Origin of the sequence: Enterobacter wuhouensis, assembly GCF_004331265.1 — a bacterium.
Lineage (GTDB): Bacteria > Pseudomonadota > Gammaproteobacteria > Enterobacterales > Enterobacteriaceae > Enterobacter > Enterobacter wuhouensis.
This window is the reverse complement of the sequence record NZ_SJOO01000006.1, coordinates 76,520-95,577: the sequence shown is the minus strand read 5'-3', so window position 1 is coordinate 95,577 and position 19,058 is coordinate 76,520. Positions and strand designations below refer to the sequence as shown.

21 protein-coding genes are annotated in these 19,058 nt (G+C 53.8%); 5 read left to right on the top strand and 16 right to left on the bottom strand.

The window, feature by feature from the left end; all coding sequences use genetic code 11:
* Positions 1–2: 2 nt before the first annotated feature.
* The 3 genes from E0L20_RS14755 to E0L20_RS14745 all read left to right on the top strand — a co-directional run bounded on the left by E0L20_RS14755 (position 3) and on the right by E0L20_RS14745 (position 2,879).
* Positions 3–305: a PTS lactose/cellobiose transporter subunit IIA gene (locus E0L20_RS14755; RefSeq protein WP_008500136.1), complete on the top strand. Its 303-nt coding sequence runs from the start codon at positions 3–5 to the stop codon at positions 303–305.
* A 138-nt stretch (positions 306–443) separates the two neighbouring features.
* Entirely contained in the window at positions 444–1,823 is a 1,380-nt protein-coding gene (locus E0L20_RS14750) for a carbohydrate porin (RefSeq protein ID WP_131634595.1), read from the top strand.
* A gap of 150 nt (positions 1,824–1,973) precedes the next feature.
* Positions 1,974–2,879, top strand: coding sequence for an EamA family transporter (locus E0L20_RS14745; RefSeq protein WP_131634594.1), 906 nt, complete (start codon positions 1,974–1,976; stop codon positions 2,877–2,879).
* Between the two features lie 115 nt (positions 2,880–2,994).
* Here the strand turns inward: E0L20_RS14745 and nepI are convergent, their stop codons facing one another.
* Positions 2,995–4,185: a purine ribonucleoside efflux pump NepI gene (gene nepI / locus E0L20_RS14740; RefSeq protein ID WP_131634593.1), complete on the bottom strand. Its 1,191-nt coding sequence runs from the start codon at positions 4,183–4,185 to the stop codon at positions 2,995–2,997.
* A gap of 207 nt (positions 4,186–4,392) precedes the next feature.
* On the opposite strand from nepI, the gene E0L20_RS14735 reads away from it, so the two are divergent.
* Positions 4,393–5,391, top strand: coding sequence for an aldo/keto reductase (locus E0L20_RS14735; protein ID WP_131634592.1), 999 nt, complete (start codon positions 4,393–4,395; stop codon positions 5,389–5,391).
* Positions 5,392–5,456: 65 nt separating this feature from the next.
* Here the strand turns inward: E0L20_RS14735 and E0L20_RS14730 are convergent, their stop codons facing one another.
* Genes E0L20_RS14730 through E0L20_RS14695 form a run of 8 tightly spaced genes read right to left on the bottom strand, consistent with a single transcriptional unit; the run spans position 5,457 to position 11,381 of the window.
* Complete coding sequence (locus E0L20_RS14730) at positions 5,457–6,632, bottom strand: acetyl-CoA C-acetyltransferase (RefSeq protein WP_131634591.1); 1,176 nt, start codon at positions 6,630–6,632, stop codon at positions 5,457–5,459.
* Positions 6,629–7,042 carry a carboxymuconolactone decarboxylase family protein gene (locus E0L20_RS14725; RefSeq protein ID WP_023333965.1) on the bottom strand — a complete coding sequence of 138 codons (414 nt, stop codon included), beginning with the start codon at positions 7,040–7,042 and terminating at the stop codon, positions 6,629–6,631. Before E0L20_RS14725 ends, E0L20_RS14730 begins: the two co-directional genes overlap by 4 nt.
* Entirely contained in the window at positions 7,029–8,249 is a 1,221-nt protein-coding gene (locus E0L20_RS14720; RefSeq protein WP_131634590.1) for an MFS transporter, read from the bottom strand. Before E0L20_RS14720 ends, E0L20_RS14725 begins: the two co-directional genes overlap by 14 nt.
* A gap of 21 nt (positions 8,250–8,270) precedes the next feature.
* Positions 8,271–8,921, bottom strand: a complete 651-nt coding sequence (locus tag E0L20_RS14715) for an HAD family hydrolase (RefSeq protein WP_131634589.1) — start codon at positions 8,919–8,921, stop codon at positions 8,271–8,273.
* Between the two features lie 3 nt (positions 8,922–8,924).
* Positions 8,925–9,149, bottom strand: a complete 225-nt coding sequence (locus E0L20_RS14710; protein ID WP_131634588.1) for a 2-hydroxymuconate tautomerase — start codon at positions 9,147–9,149, stop codon at positions 8,925–8,927.
* 7 nt (positions 9,150–9,156) lie between these two features.
* On the bottom strand, positions 9,157–9,990 hold the full coding sequence (locus E0L20_RS14705; RefSeq protein WP_131634587.1) for a hypothetical protein: 834 nt from the start codon (positions 9,988–9,990) through the stop codon (positions 9,157–9,159).
* Complete coding sequence (locus tag E0L20_RS14700; protein ID WP_131634586.1) at positions 9,983–10,759, bottom strand: AfsA-related hotdog domain-containing protein; 777 nt, start codon at positions 10,757–10,759, stop codon at positions 9,983–9,985. The genes E0L20_RS14705 and E0L20_RS14700 overlap by 8 nt, the downstream gene beginning before the upstream one ends.
* Before the next feature lie 10 nt (positions 10,760–10,769).
* Positions 10,770–11,381, bottom strand: coding sequence for a hypothetical protein (locus E0L20_RS14695; protein WP_131634585.1), 612 nt, complete (start codon positions 11,379–11,381; stop codon positions 10,770–10,772).
* A 187-nt stretch (positions 11,382–11,568) separates the two neighbouring features.
* On the opposite strand from E0L20_RS14695, the gene E0L20_RS14690 reads away from it, so the two are divergent.
* The gene (locus tag E0L20_RS14690) at positions 11,569–12,489 is read left to right on the top strand and encodes a LysR family transcriptional regulator (RefSeq protein WP_131634584.1); all 921 of its coding nucleotides are present in this window, start codon (positions 11,569–11,571) and stop codon (positions 12,487–12,489) included.
* Here the strand turns inward: E0L20_RS14690 and E0L20_RS14685 are convergent.
* The 7 genes from E0L20_RS14685 to uhpT form a co-directional block, all read right to left on the bottom strand.
* Positions 12,486–12,938, bottom strand: coding sequence for a DUF1198 domain-containing protein (locus E0L20_RS14685; RefSeq protein ID WP_047646739.1), 453 nt, complete (start codon positions 12,936–12,938; stop codon positions 12,486–12,488). The two genes, E0L20_RS14690 and E0L20_RS14685, sit on opposite strands and share 4 nt — an antisense overlap.
* Positions 12,939–13,061: 123 nt before the next feature.
* Positions 13,062–14,855 carry a phospholipase effector Tle1 domain-containing protein gene (locus tag E0L20_RS14680; protein WP_131634583.1) on the bottom strand — a complete coding sequence of 598 codons (1,794 nt, stop codon included), beginning with the start codon at positions 14,853–14,855 and terminating at the stop codon, positions 13,062–13,064.
* Between the two features lie 2 nt (positions 14,856–14,857).
* A complete protein-coding gene (locus E0L20_RS14675; RefSeq protein ID WP_131634582.1) occupies positions 14,858–15,403 on the bottom strand; it encodes a DUF3304 domain-containing protein in 546 nt (181 codons plus the stop codon).
* A 17-nt stretch (positions 15,404–15,420) separates the two neighbouring features.
* Positions 15,421–15,969, bottom strand: a complete 549-nt coding sequence (locus E0L20_RS14670; RefSeq protein ID WP_131634581.1) for a DUF3304 domain-containing protein — start codon at positions 15,967–15,969, stop codon at positions 15,421–15,423.
* Complete coding sequence (locus E0L20_RS14665) at positions 15,969–16,532, bottom strand: DUF3304 domain-containing protein (protein ID WP_131634580.1); 564 nt, start codon at positions 16,530–16,532, stop codon at positions 15,969–15,971. The genes E0L20_RS14670 and E0L20_RS14665 overlap by 1 nt, the downstream gene beginning before the upstream one ends.
* Positions 16,533–16,547: 15 nt before the next feature.
* Positions 16,548–17,366, bottom strand: coding sequence for a DUF4123 domain-containing protein (locus E0L20_RS14660; protein ID WP_131634579.1), 819 nt, complete (start codon positions 17,364–17,366; stop codon positions 16,548–16,550).
* Positions 17,367–17,552: 186 nt separating this feature from the next.
* Entirely contained in the window at positions 17,553–18,950 is a 1,398-nt protein-coding gene (uhpT, locus tag E0L20_RS14655; RefSeq protein WP_108417258.1) for a hexose-6-phosphate:phosphate antiporter UhpT, read from the bottom strand.
* Positions 18,951–19,058: the final 108 nt, after the last annotated feature.

The following is a 19,058-nucleotide window of genomic DNA, read 5'->3' as shown; positions in this document are numbered from 1 at the left end:
TGATGATCGCACTCGAAGAAGCCGTAATGGAAATTATCGTCAATGCCGGTCAGTCCCGCAGCCTGTGCTTTGAGGCGCTGCACGCGGCGCGTCAGGGCAATATTGACGAGGCCAAAAGCCTGCTGCGCGAAGCCGACGGCTACGCGCGCCAGGCGCACAAGATGCAGACCAAACTGATCGAGCAGGATGCGGGCGAAGCTCGCCAGCCGATGACCTTAATTATGGTGCACGCGCAGGATCATTTAATGAACTCCTTATTAGCGCGTGAACTATCCGAAGAAATTATTCATCTATATCAGAGATAGTCTATGGCGAAATAAAGTTACTGTAATACCTCTGTACCCTAAATAGAATTCCACTTGTTCTGATGATAGCGACATACTCTGTCAGATCGGAGCGGGATGGTTATTGTCTGAATAAAATTAAACTATATTGAGATAACCATGAATACGATTAAAAAACTTCCATTAACCATGGCGGTTATCGCCGCGCTTTGCCCAATTTCCGTGCTCGCACAAGAATTCACGCAGGAGCAAATCGACGCCATTGTGGCGAAAGCGGTGGACAAAGCCCTGGCCGAGCGTCAGGCCAAAATGGATGCGGCGGTCGCGAAAAAAGCGGACGTGGTCACCGAGCCGCAAAGCGCGGCGCAGTCTCCGGATATGGCGATCCCGTTCGGGATTAAATTTACCGGCTACGCCCGCTACGGCGCGCACTTCCAGGCCGCCGATCAGAAATACGTGGCGGTGGACGGCTCCTATAACGGCGCGTCCGCCATTGGTCGTCTGGGTAACGAAGGCAACGGCGGGGAATTCCAGCTTTCCAAGGCCTTCAAGGGGGAAAACGGCGCCATCTGGGACATCAACGTGATGATCGACCACTGGGGCGACGAAGTTAACCTGAAAAAAGCCTACGCGGGGGTGACCAACATTATGGCCTCCAACCCGAACGCCTATTTCTGGGCCGGCCGTGACTTCCACCAGCGTCCGCAGCAGGGCATCAACGACTACTTCTGGATGAACCACGACGGCCAGGGCGCCGGGGTGAAGAACTTCGACATCGGCGGCGTGCAGTTTGACGTGGCCGCCGTGGCGGCGGTGGAATCCTGTAGCCCGGAAGTGATGGAAGACGAAGCGAACCCGTCACGCATCACCTGTACCGGCGGTTCCGGCACGGGCGACAAAGGCAACTACGCCGCAACCTCAAAAATCCACGGCATGAAGCTCGGCCCGATCGACATGGAGCTGTACGCCAACTACGGCTTTGACTCCAAGGCGGTGGAGAGCGACGAGCGTCTGAACGCCTGGCAGGGCGGCGTGGTGCTGAGCCACACCAACGACAGCGGCGTGAACAAGGTGATCGCCCGCTACTCCGATAACTCGGACAACAGCGTGTTCAACAAAACCGAGGACCTGACCACGGTCTACGCCAGCTTCGAAGGGCTGTACAAATTCACCCAAGCGACGCAGGTGGAGTACATCCTCGCCTTCCACGACTATAACAACAGCCGAGATAAGACCGACAACCGTAAGAACTACAATGCCATCGTGCGCCCGATGCACTGGTGGAACGACGTTCACTCCACCTGGCTGGAAGCGGGCTGGCAGCACGTTGATTACGACAACGGCGGCGACAACAAGGGCTGGAAGCTGACCCTGTCGCAGAACATGTCTATCGCCATGGGGCCGGAGTTCCGCCCGATGCTGCGCTTCTACGTGACCGGCGGCAAGGTGGACAACGAACGCACCGCGCGCGTGAACAACACCAAAGATGAAACGCTCGACGACTTCAACGTCGGCGCGATGTGGGAGGCGTGGTTCTAAGGTCAACAACATGCCGGGTGGCGCTGCGCTTACCCGGCCTACGGTTTTCCCCCTCTCCCCGTGGGTGTACGGTCCGGGGTGAGGGCATCAGGCCGCACACAACCATGCTATGCTGTTGACCGAATTAACGACAACATAGCAGGGGAGAACATGGGTTCCACACGCAAAGGGATGCTAAACGTCCTCATCGCCGCCGTTTTATGGGGCAGCTCGGGGGTTTGCGCGCAGTACATCATGGAGAAAAGCCACATTTCTTCGCCTTACCTGACCATGGTTCGCCTGCTGTTTACCGGCGTGATCCTGCTGACGCTCTCCTTCGTCCACGGCGACAAGATTTTCTCGGTCATCAAGCATCGCAAAGACGCCCTCAGCCTGCTGATTTTCTCACTGGTCGGCGCGCTCACCGTGCAGCTCACCTTCCTGCTGACGATTGAAAAATCCAATGCCGCGACCGCTACCGTGCTGCAGTTTCTGTCACCGACCATCATCGTGGCGTGGTTTGCGCTGGCGCGGAAAAAGCGCCCCGGCGTGTTTGTCTTGTCCGCCATTCTGACGTCGCTTGTCGGTACCTTCCTGCTGGTGACACACGGCGACCCGACCTCGCTCTCCATCTCGCCTGCCGCGCTGTTCTTCGGCATCGCCTCGGCGTTCGCCGCCGCGTTTTATACGACGTACCCGTCAACGCTGATCGCCCGCTACGGCACGCTGCCGATTGTCGGCTGGAGCATGTTGATTGCGGGATTGATGTTAACGCCGTTCTACGCCGGACGAGGAACCACGTTCGTGATTGACGGCAGCCTGTTGCTGGCGTTTTTCTACCTGGTGGTGATTGGCACGGCGCTGACGTTCAGCCTGTACCTGAAAGGCGCACAGATGATCGGCGGGCCGAAAGCGAGCATTCTGAGCTGCGCTGAGCCGCTGAGCAGCGCGCTGCTGTCGGTGCTGCTGCTGGGCGTGGCGTTCACCCTGCCGGACTGGCTGGGAACGCTGCTGATAGTGTCGTCGGTGGTGCTGATTTCGATGGATTCGCGTAGACGGGTTAAGGCATCGGCGTAGCCTGATGTCCCCCCTCACCCTAACCCTCTCCCCATAGGGGAGAGGGGACGGCTCGGTGCGGTGTTTTCACCCTCGCCCCTTTGGGGAGAGGGCCGGGGTGAGGGGGGGAATTGACTTACTTCGCCTTAACCTTCCCCGCCACCAGCAGCGCGGTCAGCAGCATCAGCGTGCCGGAAATCACCAGCGGTGACGTCAGCCCCAGATGGTCGAGCGCCACGCCGCCAATGGCCGCGCCGCAGGTGTTCGCCAGCTGGATCACCGCCACCTGAATCGACCCGGCCTTTTCCGCCTGATCGGCAAGCGAGCGGGTGATCCACGTCGACCAGCCCACCGGCACCAGCGCAAAGGCGAAGCCCCAAACAATCGCAATCGCCGACGCCACCCACTTGTCGCTGCCCCACAGCACCAGCACCGCCGCGCTCATTGCCAGCACCAGCGGCGCGCCCGCCAGCGCTACCTTCAGGGAGCGTTTGAGGAACTGGGACGACAGCGAGGTGCCGACAAAGCTGGCGATACCGAAGCTCAGCAGCACCAGCGTCAGGCCGTCCACGTCAAAGCCCGCCATGGTCATAAACACCGGGCGGATGTAGGTAAAGAAGGCAAACTGCCCGGCAAAGGCCATGAAGATGGCGGTCATTCCCGCCATCACGCCGGGGCGCTTCAGCAGCGCGAACATGTTCTGCTTATGGTGCGCCGCTTCGCCCGGCAGGGACGGCAGCGCTTTCCACACCCAAATGATGCAGAGCAGGCCCATCACCGCCGCGGCGTTGAAGACGTTACGCCAGCCGATAATCCCACCGAGGAAGCTGCCGAGCGGTGCGGCAATCACCAGGGCGATAGAGACCGCACCGAAGATAACGGACAGGGCCTTTGGCACCGTACGCGCGGGCACCAGGCGCATGGTCAGCGAGGCCGACATCGCCCAGAAGCCGCCGAGCCCCAGCCCCAGACAGGCGCGACCGAGCAGCAGCAGGGTGAAGCTTTCCGCGAAGGAAACCAGCAGGCAGGAGAGCGTCAGCAGCACGCTGAACAGAATGACCACCTTGCGGCGGTCGATGGTGCCAATGACCTGGGTGATAAACAGGCTGGCGAACATCGCCACGAAGGCGGTGACGGTAACGGACTGCCCCGCCACGCCTTCGGAAATGCCCAGATCCTGCGCCATCGGCGTCAGGAGGCTCACCGGCAGAAACTCAACGGTAATCAGGCAGGCGACGCAGAACGCCACGGAGAAAACCGCCGACCAGTTGGGGCGTAAAACCTCGTTGATCTGCGGTCTGGTCGTGGGCTGGATATGTTCTGTCATGGCGTCACCTGAAGATAAAAACGTGCGGAAAAGTCGCGCAGTTTATCATCAAAAGTGTGACGGATTTAACGATTTGACAACTTTTGTCGTTTTTAACTATCCAGGAAGCAGCACGGCGGAGACTGATACCTTTTCAGCATAACGAAAATGAAAATTCAGTATCCACAATTGAGGTGAAACAATCATAGCGTCTGAAAAGGAGAAACTATGAAAACACGTACTTTATCTCAAAATCTTACCGTCAGTGCCGTCGGCTATGGTGCCATGGGTCTGAGTGAATTTTATGGCCAGACTGATGACAACGCCTCGCTGCAGGTATTGCATAGCCTCATCGATCTGAACGTGACGTTTATTGATACCGCAAATTTATATGGGCGTGGTCATAATGAAAGACTGATCGGTCATTTTCTTGCCGGACTGGATAAAAGCACTCGGGAGCAGTTCAAAATCGCCACGAAGTGCGGCATCGATCGCTCGCCTGACGAGTCTTATGCCCGCACCATCAACAATACGCCTGACTATATCATCCGCTGCTGTAACGAGTCCCTCAAGCGGCTTGGCGTGGAGCGAATCGACCTCTTTTATCTTCACAGACTGAGTAACGTCACCCCGGTCGAAGAGAGTATGGATTGTCTGCGCACCCTTGTTAAAGAGGGCAAGATCAACCACATCGGCCTTTGCGAAGTGTCGGCTGCAACGCTGCAGCGGGCCCATGCGGTACATCCGGTCACCGCGCTGCAAACGGAATACTCTCTGTGGACGCGCGATATCGAAGAAAGCATTCTGCCGACCGTAAAAGAGCTGGGCATTGGTCTGGTGCCCTACTCGCCTCTTGGCAGAGGCTTCCTGACGGGAAAATACCTGAACAATAGCGAATTTGCAGAAGGTGATTTCCGGAAAAATAACGAACGTTTCGCGCAGTCCAGCCTCGATCATAACCGTCAGCTGCTCGATGTCATCCACCCGCTGGCCGCAAAATACGGCTGTACCGCAGGTCAGATTGCCCTTGCCTGGCTGTTAGCACAATACGAGAGGCTAGTTCCTATTCCGGGCACTAAGCACGCCGGCTATCTGGCCGAGAACGCGCGCGCTACCGACATTGTGCTTGAGAAAAGCGATATTGAATCATTGAACAACCTGCATCGCCGGATAGAGATTAAAGGCGATCGATATTCTGCCGAGGGTATGAAAGGCGTGAACGCCTGATACCTCATCATGAAAATAAAAAAACCGGGTTTTCCCGGTTTTTTTATATCTGATACGCCGTGCCGTTAGCGATAAACGCTCAACGCGACGCCTTCCCCACCGCCTACGCACAGCGCGGCGACGCCACGCTTGCCGTCGTTACGGACCAGGGCATGAACCAGCGTCACCAAAATCCGGCATCCGGATGCGCCTATCGCATGCCCAAGCGCGATGGCCCCGCCGTAAGGATTGATACGATCCGGGGAAATCCCCGCCTGCTGAATCACCGCCAGCGCCTGGGCGGCAAACGCTTCGTTGGATTCAAGATGATCGACATCCTCAGGCGTCCATCCCGAGCGGGAAAGGCAGTCGGCAATGGCCTGGATCGGGGCTGCGCCCATTAATGCCGGCTGGATACCGGAATTGGTAAACACGCCCAGCGACGCCAGAACCGGCAAGCCACGCGCTTCGGCAGTATCACGCGTACAAAGCAGCACCGCAGCGGCACCGTCATTCAGCGATGAAGCATTTCCCGCCGTCACCGTTCCCTCTTTTCGGAAGACTGGCCTCAGCTTCGTCAATTTATCAATACTGGTTGCACGCGGCCCTTCGTCCCTCTCCACGCAGATCTTTTCGCCTTTTCGCGTCAGCCATTCAACCGGAACTATTTCGCGCTCAAAAATGCCGCGCGCCTGCGCTTCAAGCGCATTGTGGTGAGAGACAAGGGCATATTCGTCCTGCATTTCGCGGCTGATACCAAACTCCGTCGCAACGTTTTCTGCGGTGATACCCATATGATAATCGTTGAAGGCATCCCAGAGCCCGTCAGAAATCAGGCTATCTTTGAGAGTGATATCGCCCAGCCGCGTTCCGCTACGCGACGTCAGGGCGATATGCGGCGAGTTGGACATACTCTCCTGACCCCCGGCGATCACAAACTCAGCCTCACCCGTCTGCAGCGCCTGCATGCCAAGATGAACTGCCTTAAGCCCGGAGCCGCACACTTTATTGATCGTAAGACATTGTGTTTCAACGGGTAATCCGGCATTCAGGGCCGACTGCCGGGCCGGGTTCTGGCCACACCCCGCCGTAAGAACCTGACCCATAATGACCTGAGAGATATCACCGGCCTCTACGCCAGATTCTTTGAGGAGCGCCTGAATGACCCGGCTTCCCAGGTCAGCGGCGGAATGCTCCGCAAGCGCGCCCTGAAATGCGCCCGTCGCCGTGCGGCGGGCTGCAATAATGACAACTTCGCTCATGCGTCACCCCCTTTCAGTCCCGGCAACGTATGGCCCGTCGCAGCCATTGCCGCGCGGTAGGCGGTAAGGCCATTCATACAGGCGGGAACGCCGGCATAGACCGCCATCTGTATCACAATTTCAAGCAGCTCTTCCGGCGTCACGCCGGTGTTGAGCGCGCCTCTCATGTGCAGTTCCAGCTGCGGCATAGCATTACCCAGCGTCACAAGCGAGGCGACGGTCAGCATTTCGCGCGTTTTGAGATCCAGCCCCGGACGCCCCACGACATCCCCGAACGCATAGTCGGTTATCAGGGCGGGCAGGCCCGGGTCCAGTTCGCTCAGGCGGCGGGTGACTTTATCCGCGAGCCCCGCTTCAAGACGGTCCATAATCTCTCTGCCATAGCGCGTGCGGTCATTAATTTGACTCATAAGATTTCTCCATACGGGATTGTTTGGCGGTCAAAGTTGCAGGAATAACCGCGACAAGCAGGACGGACAGGCCGATGGCCGTGCCGGCGACGATATACAGGAGCGGCATTGAAAATGATGAAACCATCCAGGCACCGACCGACGCGCCGATACCAATGGCGGTATTGAAAAACGAAACGTAGATTGCGGAGGCCGGGAAGGCTTTATCCTCTGCCATACGTAATACCCACGTCTGGAAGCCGACAAATATTCCTGATACAGCGAAGCCCCAGATAATCATGCTGGTGAATATCAGCGCAGCAGAGAGCGAGGAACCTGACAGGCCCAGGAACAGCAGCACTGCACAGATCAGCAGTACAGACAGCGAAACCGTCAGCTTGAGATACTTATCAATCATCACGCCGGTCAGGAAATTGCCGGCCAGACCCGCGATGCCGTAAACAAAAAGCACGGCGGGAATAAAGGCTGTGGACAGCAAACTCTGCGTGTGAAGCCAGGGTTCAATGTACGTAAAGGCGGCAAAGTGGGCCGTAACGGCCAGCAGGGTGGCTGAGTAAATTTTCCACAGGGTAGACGATTTCAGCACGCCCTTAAGCGCATCCAGGCCAAGCGCGCTTTTGCTGGCGATCTGGGGAACAAGCACGCTAATACCCACAAAGGCAATTACGCTCAGCGCGGCCATCAGCCAAAATGCCTGCCGCCAGCCGAAGTGGATACCAATGTAGTTGGATACCGGTACGCCAAAAACGCTTGCTGCGGAAACGCCACCAAATACGATTGACGTCGCTGCCCCAATATATCTGGCAGGAACCATGGCAACCGCCGTTGCGCCGATCATCGCCCAGAATGCACCGTGAGCAAGCGCGCCCAGCACGCGGGCGCTAAGCAGCATTCCGTAGGTGTTTACCGTCGCGGCCATGACGTTAGAGATCAGAAGCACCACGGTGAGCACGAGTAAAAGCCGCTTCTTAGCCACATTGCCTAAAAAGACGGATGCAAACAGCGCACTCAACGCCCCAACCCAGGCATAAAGCGACACGGTCATGCCCACCGCGGATTCCGAAGACCGTAACCCCTCTGCGATTGGCGTTAATAATCCGACCGGCGCCAGTTCGGTAGTGACAATTGTAAACGTTGAAATAGCGAGAATGAATAACGCAAGCCATGACCTTAACGTCATATTTTGCGGGGAGAGTTCTGAAGTCATACTACTTACCTCAATAATGGTTTAAATAATGTGCCAATTTTTTTCTGCTGCATATCGGGTAAGCGCGGAATGCTCTCCCACACAGACGGGATACCCGATGGCTTCGAGCATTGGAATATCCGAAAGATCGTCACCGTAGGCATAACAATCCGCCGGGTTAATCTCCTTATCCCGGCAAAACGTCATCAGGGCGTCTTTTTTACCCGCGCCAATTGTTTGGGGCAGGCCGATTTCACCCGTCAACTCGCCTGCGTCATTTATTATCAACGGCGCACAGAGTATGTCCGTTACGCCAAGATATTTCGCAATGGGTGACAGAATCGGAAGCATAGAGCCCGATATAAATAAGGTGTACATGTTCTGGCTCTGATGGCTTTTAAGTGCTGAAACGGCACTCTCAATAAAAAATTCGTTTTCCTGCTTACGCCTGAACCATTCCTCGCCCATTTCTTCCAGATAACGACAAGACACGCCTTCAAACTGGCGATAATACTCTCTGTTTAGCGTCTCCCTTGGTACACCGTTTTTTACGTCGGCGCGAAAGCGAGACATATAGCGTTGAAGACGATCGTTTTGATTATTTGCCCTGCACCAGAAGTCATAGAAATCAAACATGCTTTTAATATTTATTAGCGTCTCATCAACGTCAAAAAATGCGGCGTGTTTACGCAAAGCCTATTCCTCGTAGTTTTTTCTTCGACTCTTAACCGGGAAATCTTTATCCGTACCAGGCACGCCAGCGTCCGCCCAGCGGGAAGGTTGAATTTCAGACACCACCACGGAAATTTTATCCAGCGGCGCACCCGTGTTTTTGTGAACGGCAAACGTAATATCTTCCTGAAGCCTGATGATTTGATTTTCATCTTTCGTCGGCCAGGTCATCACATGAACAAACGGCATACTTTTCTCACTCTATAGTTGTAAATTCATCGAAGGAACGGCCTTTGAGTTTTAAATGGGCATGGATATCGCCTCCAAGACCGTAAAAACCAATTGCACCGCCGTAGCTCTGACGCGAGCTCATATAAAGTACGACCACGTTAATAATTCTGTTTCCCTTCCTCTCCGGAGCCGGAAAAGGATCGGTTAACTCAGCCCAATATTCAGCGTTACCTTCGCTGTCGGTTATAAATACGTTGGGTATACCCAGCGGGCCAGGCCTGCTCGTCGCCTCAGAGGCTAAATCGTTCTCCCTGAGACTCATCACGGTATAAACGCTATCCGGGACAAGACTCCTGAACGAAAACGTGAATCGCGCTCGCTTCTTGTCTTCGGACAACGTGACGTCAAAGGTTCCCTCTGCCTCAAGCCAGGCAGCGAGGGTGACAGGCTGGATGTCTCGCTTTCCATCGCTGCTGCGATAATCTGCGATATAGCCTTCATGAAGCGGCAGGCTAGGCCGCTTTTCCTTATTGGCCTGCGGCCGCTGTTCCGGGGCGAATATCATCCGATAGTTGTTCATCGGAATGGGTAAAGGCAGAGTATGAAGAATGATGTCCTTCAACGCGTCCTGAGGCATTTTTTCGATATCGCACAAAACGTTATAGGGCGCGATTTCCCCAAATGCCGGGAGCGCGCTGTCCGGTGAAACAATGACGCTTCGCCACTGCAGGCCGTTATCACCGGGCACCATGCCAACCACGACAAAATTTCCCTTCCCGTCCATGACCTCCGCAGGGGGGTAAAGCGGCCCCTGCGTGGTCGCAGCCAGACGGTATTTCTGGCTACGTAATTCAGGCATGCGTTACCCCCTGCGCCACCCCTTGCTGTTCAACGATGGTCGCCTGCATGGCAACCTCAGCCAGAGATTTTTCTTTCTCTGCGATCAGGGTGGAAGGATAGACGGTGAACGACACATCCATCGTCGCGCAAAGCGTTTGGTGCTGAGTAACGCGTACCTGAGCCTTGAAGCGCCCCCGGCGGTCATTAATATCTTTTTCAAGAAATTCAAAATGGACCAGCGCCGGTAAAGGGAACAGGAAGCTGGCGAAATTGATTGCCATGCTGTTAATGACGTAATAGCGCCCGCTTTCCCGCGGGTAAATAAATTCTTCGGTGACGCCGATAAAGGCCTGTCGGCTGGCTTCAACCAGGAGCATTCCCTGAATATGCTGGCCCGTCTGGTGATCCGCCATCAATTCGCAACGCTCATCGATTAACAGAGGCATCGCATAGAGATCGGGATTATGCTCAGCTTGTTCCGCAGGTCCTATAAGTATGTTCTGTTCCAGTTTTTTATGGCAATGTGCATTTTTTTTGTCGCTCACCAGTTTTTCCAGAGAGCACATTTTAAGTTTATTACCATGAATCGCGTTTCTTGCCTGGTTTGAAATTACTTTCCCGGCAAAATCCTTGCGTACGCCCTGCCCAACAATAATTTCATGTTCTTTATCAATGATATTCGCAGGGATCTGAGTCAATAATTCTAGCTGAGATATAGTCAGTACATCTTTACCATTGGCAAATTCATTAAATTTATCGCCAACAACTACCAACTTTTTACAGTTCATTCATTGTTCCTCAACAACAGCAAGCACGATAGATACGCGTATAAAGGCCGTCATTGCCGCCAGTGATAAAGTTGTCGCCGGCCTGCTGAATGATTTCCTGGTAACGCGCATTAGTAAATGCTTCTTTATATTCTGCTTTATCGCCGTTGAATGAGGAGATAAACATCACGCCAGGAACGCCGCTGATCAGGGAATGAAACGCTTCGAAACTTTCGATTTTATCTTTGTTATCTCTTACCACATTAAAGATGGTTTCATCGCGCCACTGACGATACTGCTGATAGTTATGCGCGGGCACCTCAACGTGACGAAGCTGAATATAATTTGATTCGGGTAAGCTTTTTTTATTATCGATTGGAGATTCAACAAACTTAAGCAGTTCGCGACGAATATCGGCAGAAAGAACAGCAGAGAAACGATGGAACATGGATTCCATTTCACTCTCAGCCCATGCAATTTCTTTAATGTCATTGAAAGCGCGCAGTTCCAGCAGTTCATTAACACCGTTTTCTTCACAGGAATAGTAGCGAACGTTTTCATTGCTTTTTAAGGAAGTAAAATCTTTCTCGGTAAACGTATTTTTTAACGGGAAGCGTGATACCAGTACATATTTAGACGACATAATTACTCCGAATATTGATTGAGTGAGGATTCGGGTAGAAATTTATCAATACAGGAAACAATTGGAATTGTTAAATTTGTAATATATTTTTTGTATTACTGTTAAAACGGGTTTTACTGCCTGCATTTAGCGTGTAATATCGAAATGGAAAAAAGACGAAATACCTTTTCGCATTCAGGACCCACGTATGGCCACAGCAGAACATTTAATCAGCAATAACCTGCCCAGCATCAAACAATTACAATGCTTTCTCGCTGTTGCACATGAACTCAACTTCCGTAAGGCTGCCGAACGCCTGCGCATGACTCAACCACCGTTGACGCGTCAGATAAAATGCCTTGAAGCGGTTCTGAAGCGTCAGCTGTTCAGCCGCAGCACGCATGACGTTAGCCTTACTGACGCAGGTCGTGCGCTGGTTGTTCAGGCTGAAAAAATATTAAAAGACATCAGCAATTTAAAAGAAGATCCACTCTCATCGGAAACGGGCCTGCGCATCGGGCTGACGCGAACGCTTAATTTTGAATATATTGAACCCGTGAATACCCAGCTTCAAAAAATGAACGCGGGAGATGATGTCGAAACGCCGGACCTGACGTCAGCCCAGCTGCTGCAAAGCTTGTCTAAAAATATGCTGGATCTGGTGCTGACCGGGGAAAAAGGAACGGGTCATGAAGACATCGTTCAATACCGCTGGGTCTGCCAGGAACCGTTGCTGATCGCAATGCCCTCTTTGCATCCTGCCAGCCTGAAAGAGAAAGTCTCGCTGGAAGACATTAGCGATCTCCCGATTTTTTGGTTTTCGCGAAGCGCTAACCCGTCATTCTATGACAAATGCGAAAGCTACTTTGATACGCTGAAAACGCCGCTGAAGCGTATTAAAGAGCCGGATGATTCCCTCGTGATGCTTAGCCGCATCGCAAGAGGGAAAGGATTTGCCCTGCTGCCACAGTCGAAATGCACCTTTAATCAGGAAGGACTTTGCTACCGTGAACTCACGGACGCGGAGGCAAAAAGGTTAAACATAGATATCTATGCCGCCACCCGCCTCAATGAAAATAGAGAAGAGATTCTGAACGCTCAGAATGTGCTTTGCGGGAAAATGCCTTAATGCAGATAAAACACGCCCTCTTCCGGCAAAAAGAGCTGGTTGTAGCGTAACTGGAAGGCGTTAAGCTCCTGCGGGTCTGGCTCCATCTCGCGCATAAAGCCAAGTGCGAGGCGGATTTGCGCATCGGTAATGGGTGCGGCAAGGCGGGCTTTGCGCAGCATGCGGTGCCAGGTGTGCAGGTTCTCTTCGCTGCCGTCGACAATACAGACCTGCCAGATAAGCAGCACCTGGGCGGCGTTTTGCAGATGCGCCTCATCGGGCCGCTCAAGGTAGCGGATAAACTCATTACCTGACGTTTTACCAAACTGGTCGATCATCGACTCAACCGGCATCGGGGTGATCCCCAGACGCTCGCTTAAACGTTTGATGGCGCGGCGGGAATCTGAGGTCAGGACGCGAAATCCCACCACAAACACCACGGCAAGCGTTGCCAGCATTATCCAGACCATGCGTTCTCCTTAGACTAGCCGCTCATCATAGCGGGAAACGCAGCGCGTCGACAGCGGGCGGAAGCATAATAGTGAACGGAAAAGAGGTGGAAAATCGGCATGAAAGCGAAACAGCGCATGCTGCTACCTTGGCTCTAACCAGCGCACCGAAAAATAACCATCATTGATACCTTCCGCGCGTTGCACATCATGTATAAACCACGCATACAGCACTGAAGCCCCCATACACCATTTTACCGGTGGTGCTTTACCATCATGCCCTGCTGTACCACAGTCCAGATATCTCCTGGCACGCAATAACGCTGGCTCAAGAATGTTGTCCAGATAAATCTTCGGGGGATAATAAAACTTTTGGGTCAGTAGAAGACTGGCCGCACTTGCCACATCAGACAGCCAGCCCCAGTGTTTTTTCAGGGTGGCGATATCTTCCGTTACGCTATCCATCTCCTGGCGCGCCTGAGAAGATAGTCCCAGCAGACCTGATGCCGAGGACGTGGACGTCATTATCCCGTTGCGGATCCCCTCCAGACGGCGCAGTTCACTCTTGTATTCGTAAAACTGCCTGCTCAGCCACTCAAAATAATCATCGAGATGTCGGTTCAGGGCCTGATAGCTGAGCGTTTGAGCATTAATCGCACTTTGGTATGTTTCGACCCATTGATCAACAGACTGGGATTTGACGCTGTCACGTAAATTTAGATATGACCAGACAATACGGTCAGTATTATAAAGCGCGTTTAAACCAAGGAAGGGAACACCAGCCTTCATAGCCTCCTGATACATTTTTCGCAGCGGAACGCGACTCAACTCGGCACTCGGCTTTTGCACATCGGGTTTTAATCCGCCGCCAATATCGTCGCTGCATCCCGGCATCAATACTTCCTGATGCTGAAAGCCTTTCCGCCCGGTACGGTACACGCAGCGCCAGCGTCGGCGCTCATGTGCGGCTACCAGGTGCAGCGAATGTTTGACCGCCTCCGGCAAGGGCGACTGGTGGTCGAGGTATTTCCGACCAAACATGCTGATGATTTGCCCTGCTGTTTCCGCATGTTTTACCGGTGCCCACTCCAGGACGCTACCGGCATAATCCAGCCCGTTGTCACTGCTCATCGGTGTATCCCGCGAGCAGTCAAACAGCCCGGCAAACACGATATCAACCGGTATTCCCTTGAAAGCAGGCTTTCCGTCCTCGCGTTGAACACACAGGTCATTTAACAGCAGGTCGATAAACTGCCGTGCCTGCGTCCCGCCCATATCAAAACCAAACACCGATACAGAAATCAGCCTGAGAGGCACTTCTCCCTGCTTCAGCGCATCTTCAACCGTGCGCTCAAAACGTATTCTGGTGCTGTTCAGCCGGGTGTCGGCACCGCTTACGGTGCTGTATGCAATGAACTCGTTATCCCTCAGCCAGGGCGTGGCTTCGATATCTGCCCGAATCGCCCCTTTCAGGGTGGCATCTCTCAGTTGCCTGAGCTGGCCTTTCGGCGTGAGCAGTTTTTGCCGTAATTCATTGCGCACGTTCTGATTGCTGGCACCACCCGCTTTCGCTTTAAAAATATCTTTTAGCGCATCGGTCGGCTGATCTTTTAGCGAGTCCTTTACGGCGTTACCCGTTCCGTCCATAAATTGCTGGAGCGCTTCGCCTTCCATTTCAAGGAAGGGGGTTCCTAAGCCGGAAATGTAATGCGCCTGGTATACTGATGACGGGGTGTTATTCACCGGTGTGGGAAAAGCCCTATAAAGACGAGCAACATTACTCAAACGGTTATCAGGCGCATCTTGTTCGATATTGCGCCCCACGCCGTCAAAAAAGAACCCGATATGCAGTGTTCGCGAGCAGTTTCCCAGCTCATATTCACAGGCCTGGGATGCCCGGTTCGCCGCCGCAATGCAGGCATCAAGATCAAATGCCATCGTTATTTATCCTCAAGCAGCGGTGACGGCGTATAGTTCGGGCTACGCGGGTCGTAGGGTGAAAAGGCATTATCACTCCACCCCAGCAACACCTTATCTCCTGGTAAAAAGTACACATGCAGGTCGTTTTCACCCCGCTTACGCTCCGGTAACGGCATCACCACACGTCGTTGCTCTGGTCTCATCCCCCTTTCATACTGCGGACCGGTGACACTGAGCGTCCAGATAACCTCTGCGGTCTTTCCTTTGATCGAACCACAACAGGTTGATTTTCCATTTTCCCCGGCGTATTTATTACTGGGATCAAATGCCCACGAATTACCGCCCGCCACACCATTTACACTGAAACCCAGAATCGGACGGTCAATTCGGGTATGAATAATTAGCGTTACGCCACCCATCGGGGGTGCCCAGAGCATCACCCACACCATCCAGCCCAGAACAAAAACCACCGGCAGTGCAACAGCGCTCCACAGCCATACTTTTCGCCTGGCGTAGAAACGCGTGACTGCGCCATCCACTGTTTCAAGCCGCGTAAAAAAGCCCATCAGTACTCACTCCCTGTTTAATTTTCCATCAGCTCTAGTACTGGCTTATAGTTCGGGCTGCGCGTGTCGTAGGGTGAAAAGGCATTATCACTCCACCCCAGCAGTACCTTATCTCCCGGTAAAAAGTACACATGCAGGTCGTTTTCACCGCGCTTACGTTCAGGTAACGGCATCACCACACGTCGTTGCTCTGATCGCATTCCTGCATCATATTGAGCACCAGTAACATCCAAAGTCCAGATAACCTCTGCGGTCTTTCCCTTGATCGCACCGCAGCAGGTTGATGCGCCACCGCTTTCACTTACGTATTTATGATTCGGATCGTGTGCACTGGCATTACCACCCGCCACACCGTTAACACTGAACCCCAGAATTGGACGGTTCAGCTTGCTATGAATAATCAGCGTTACGCCCCCCATCGGGGGTGCCCAGAGCATCACCCACACCATCCAGCCCAGCACGAACACCACCGGCAGGGCAACGGCGCTCCACAGCCATACTTTTCGCCTGACGTAAAAACGCGTGACTGCACCATCCACTGTTTCAAGCCGCGTAAAAAAGCCCATCAGTACTCACTCCCTGTTTGATTGTCCATCAGCTCTGGTGCTGGCATATAGTTCGGGCTACGCGGGTCGTAGGGTGAAAAGGCATTATCACTCCACCCCAGCAGTACCTTATCTCCCGGTAAAAAGTACACATGCAGGTCGTTTTCACCCCGCTTACGCTCCGGTAACGGCATCACCACTCGTCGTTGCTCTGGTCTCATCCCCCTTTCATACTGCGGACCGGTGACACTGAGCGTCCAGATAACCTCTGCGGTCTTTCCCTTGATCGCACCGCAGCAGGTTGCAGCCCCATTTTCTCCAGCATATTTATTGTCAGGATTAAAAGCCCCAGCATTGCCTCCCGCCACACCATTTACACTGAAACCCAGAATCGGCCGGTCAATTCGGGTATGAATAATCAGCGTTACGCCACCCATCGGGGGTGCCCAGAGCATCACCCACACCATCCAGCCCAGCACGAACACCACCGGCAGGGCAACGGCGCTCCACAGCCATACTTTTCGCCTGGCGTAGAAACGCGTGACTGCACCATCCACTTTTTCAAGCCGCGTAAAAAAATTCACTAATAGGTATTCCCGTCAGTATGAGACGCCAGAAATCGCCTGACTTAAACGTATCTGACCATTAACAACCTTGGGCAATGCGGTATAAAAGTCTTCAGATTCCAGCATCTGCTTCCCGCCATTGAGATAGCAAAGCGCATACAGCATCTGGTCTGCAGGATGTTCCAGACCGACGCTTTCAGCTTTATTCAATGCCTTCAGCACCATCAATCGCTGAGCGCATGGCGACACTCCCAGACTGGTCGACATTTGTTGCCATTCCTTTAGCACACGAGACACTTCCGGCCGGTCCGAAATCTGCTGCCAGGCATTTTTATCCAGACGGATAACATGGCTTGTGGGCGTTTTGTTTGCTGAGGGTAATATGCTGAGACGCTGCCACTGGACATCGCCGGGTAACCACCACTGCGTAATACCATTAAACAGATAAGCGTGCCAGTCGTACTGTGCACCGGCAGCCAGGGCACCAATAACATGGCCGGTATAGAAACGTACCAGCACTGCGGCACCCTCGGGTGGCACGATAGTGCATCCACGGGATAACTGCACAGCCAAGAAGAAGGGATAACGGGTTGAGATAATCACGGCAACACAACCGGGTAATATTTCCAGATATCCCCGTAGCTGTTCTTTATCATCTACAGCCAGCAGCCAGGGGCCGTAGTTCTGAAGTTCCGTTAACTGTGGGTGGATATATAGCGAATGCAGCCTGTCCTCATGTCTGCCCTTAAAGGCCAGGAAACTTGATTCCGGCTGCGCGCCAGCTTCAAACAAGATGCAAATCGCCTCTTCTGTCCTGACGGGCAATGCTGCCAGTAACTCTGTGGTATCCATCGTTATGCTCCCTGCGCCATGTCATCGTTACTCTGAATCCCCTTCAGCAGACATGGATAATAGATTTAAGCCGTTATGTTTACATGTTCAGGCTAAAAGTTACACAACTGAAAAATAGATAAATTCTGAAAAAAAACAGCCCTGAAGAGTTACCTCTACAGGGCTGTTTTAATAGCGCGAGTAAACTCAGGCTGCTTTCAATTTCTGCTTCTGCGCACGATTCTCGCGACGGATCTTACGTTCTTCCAGCACCGCGACCATCGCCATCAGGACGATACAGCCGATCGCTGCCGCATCCAGCGCTGCGAAGGTGCCCGCCCAGCCGGTGAGGCCGAAAATCGGCGTGCCGTCGGCAATCATCCCCAGACCCAGCTTGGCGAAGCTGTCGCCGATCAGGTAGGCGAAGGTGCCCTTAATCCCATCGGCGGCGCCGATCGCTTTTTTCGGGACGAAGCCGACTGCCGCCACGCCGATCAGCAGCTGTGGGCCAAAGACCAGGAAGCCGAGCGCGAACAATGACGCCAGGTAAACGTACTGGTTGCTGGCGTGCTGGTAGACGCCGAGCGTGGCGATAATCAGCGCCAGCGCGACGCAGGCCACCAGCGCGCGACGGCCGTTGGCGAGGTCGGAGAGCCAGCCCCACAGCAGCGTGCCGACCAGCGCGCCCACTTCGAACAGGGTGAAGCCCTGAATCGCCACCTCTTTAGAAAGCTTCAGCTCCTGGAAGGCATACACGGTCGACCACTGGTCGATGCCGATGCGCACCACGTAGAGGAAGATGTTTGAGAAGCACAGCAGCCAGATCACCTTGTTTTTCAGCACGTACTCAACAAAGATCTGCCATTTGGACATCTCGTTTTCTTCGGTCTCTTTGTCCTCTTCGCTGATCTCCTCGCCGAACAGCTCTTCGGCTTTGCCGAGGCCGTACGATTCCGGGGAGTCGCTGCCGTAGCGCAGGCCGATAAAGCCGACAATCAGGGCGATAATCGACGGGAAGATAAACATGCCGATGACGTGACCGTCGAACAGGTAATTCGCGCCGAACAGCGCCACGCCTGCCGCACCCGCCCCGCCGAGGTTGTGGGAGATATTCCACATGCCGAGGTACGAACCACGCTTGCGGCGCGGGGTCCATTTGGTGATGGTGGAGTAGCTGCACGACCCGCCTGTGCTCTGGAAGAAACCGCTCAGGGCGTAGAAGGCAATCATCATGAACAGGCTAACGGAGCCCGCGCCCATGCTAGCGCTGAAGCCGAGCATACAGATGGCGGAGAGGATCAGCATAAACGGCAGGAACTGCTTGGTGTTTTTGCCGTCCGCGTAGTAGGAAACCAGCGTTTTCCCCACGCCGTAGGTGATGGAGAAGCCCAGACCGATCATCCCCAGCTGCGTCATGCTCAGCCCGTAGGTTGAGATCATGTCGTTCTGCGCGATGTTAAAGTTTTTGCGGATCAGGTACATGGTCAGGTAGCCGATGAAGACCACCAGATAGGACTGCATGAACGGTTTGAACCACATCTTGCGCCGCACGTCGAGCGGCAGATCCAGGGTCGGCTTGCGCACCTGATTTAAGAAGGCCAGCATGACTGAGTTACTCCTGAGCTGATTTTTGCAGCATTGTAAAAATCAGCCGGGAGAGATGCCTGAGACAGCGTCCAGGTAAAACCGGGAAAATTTCCTAGTTTTGCGCCA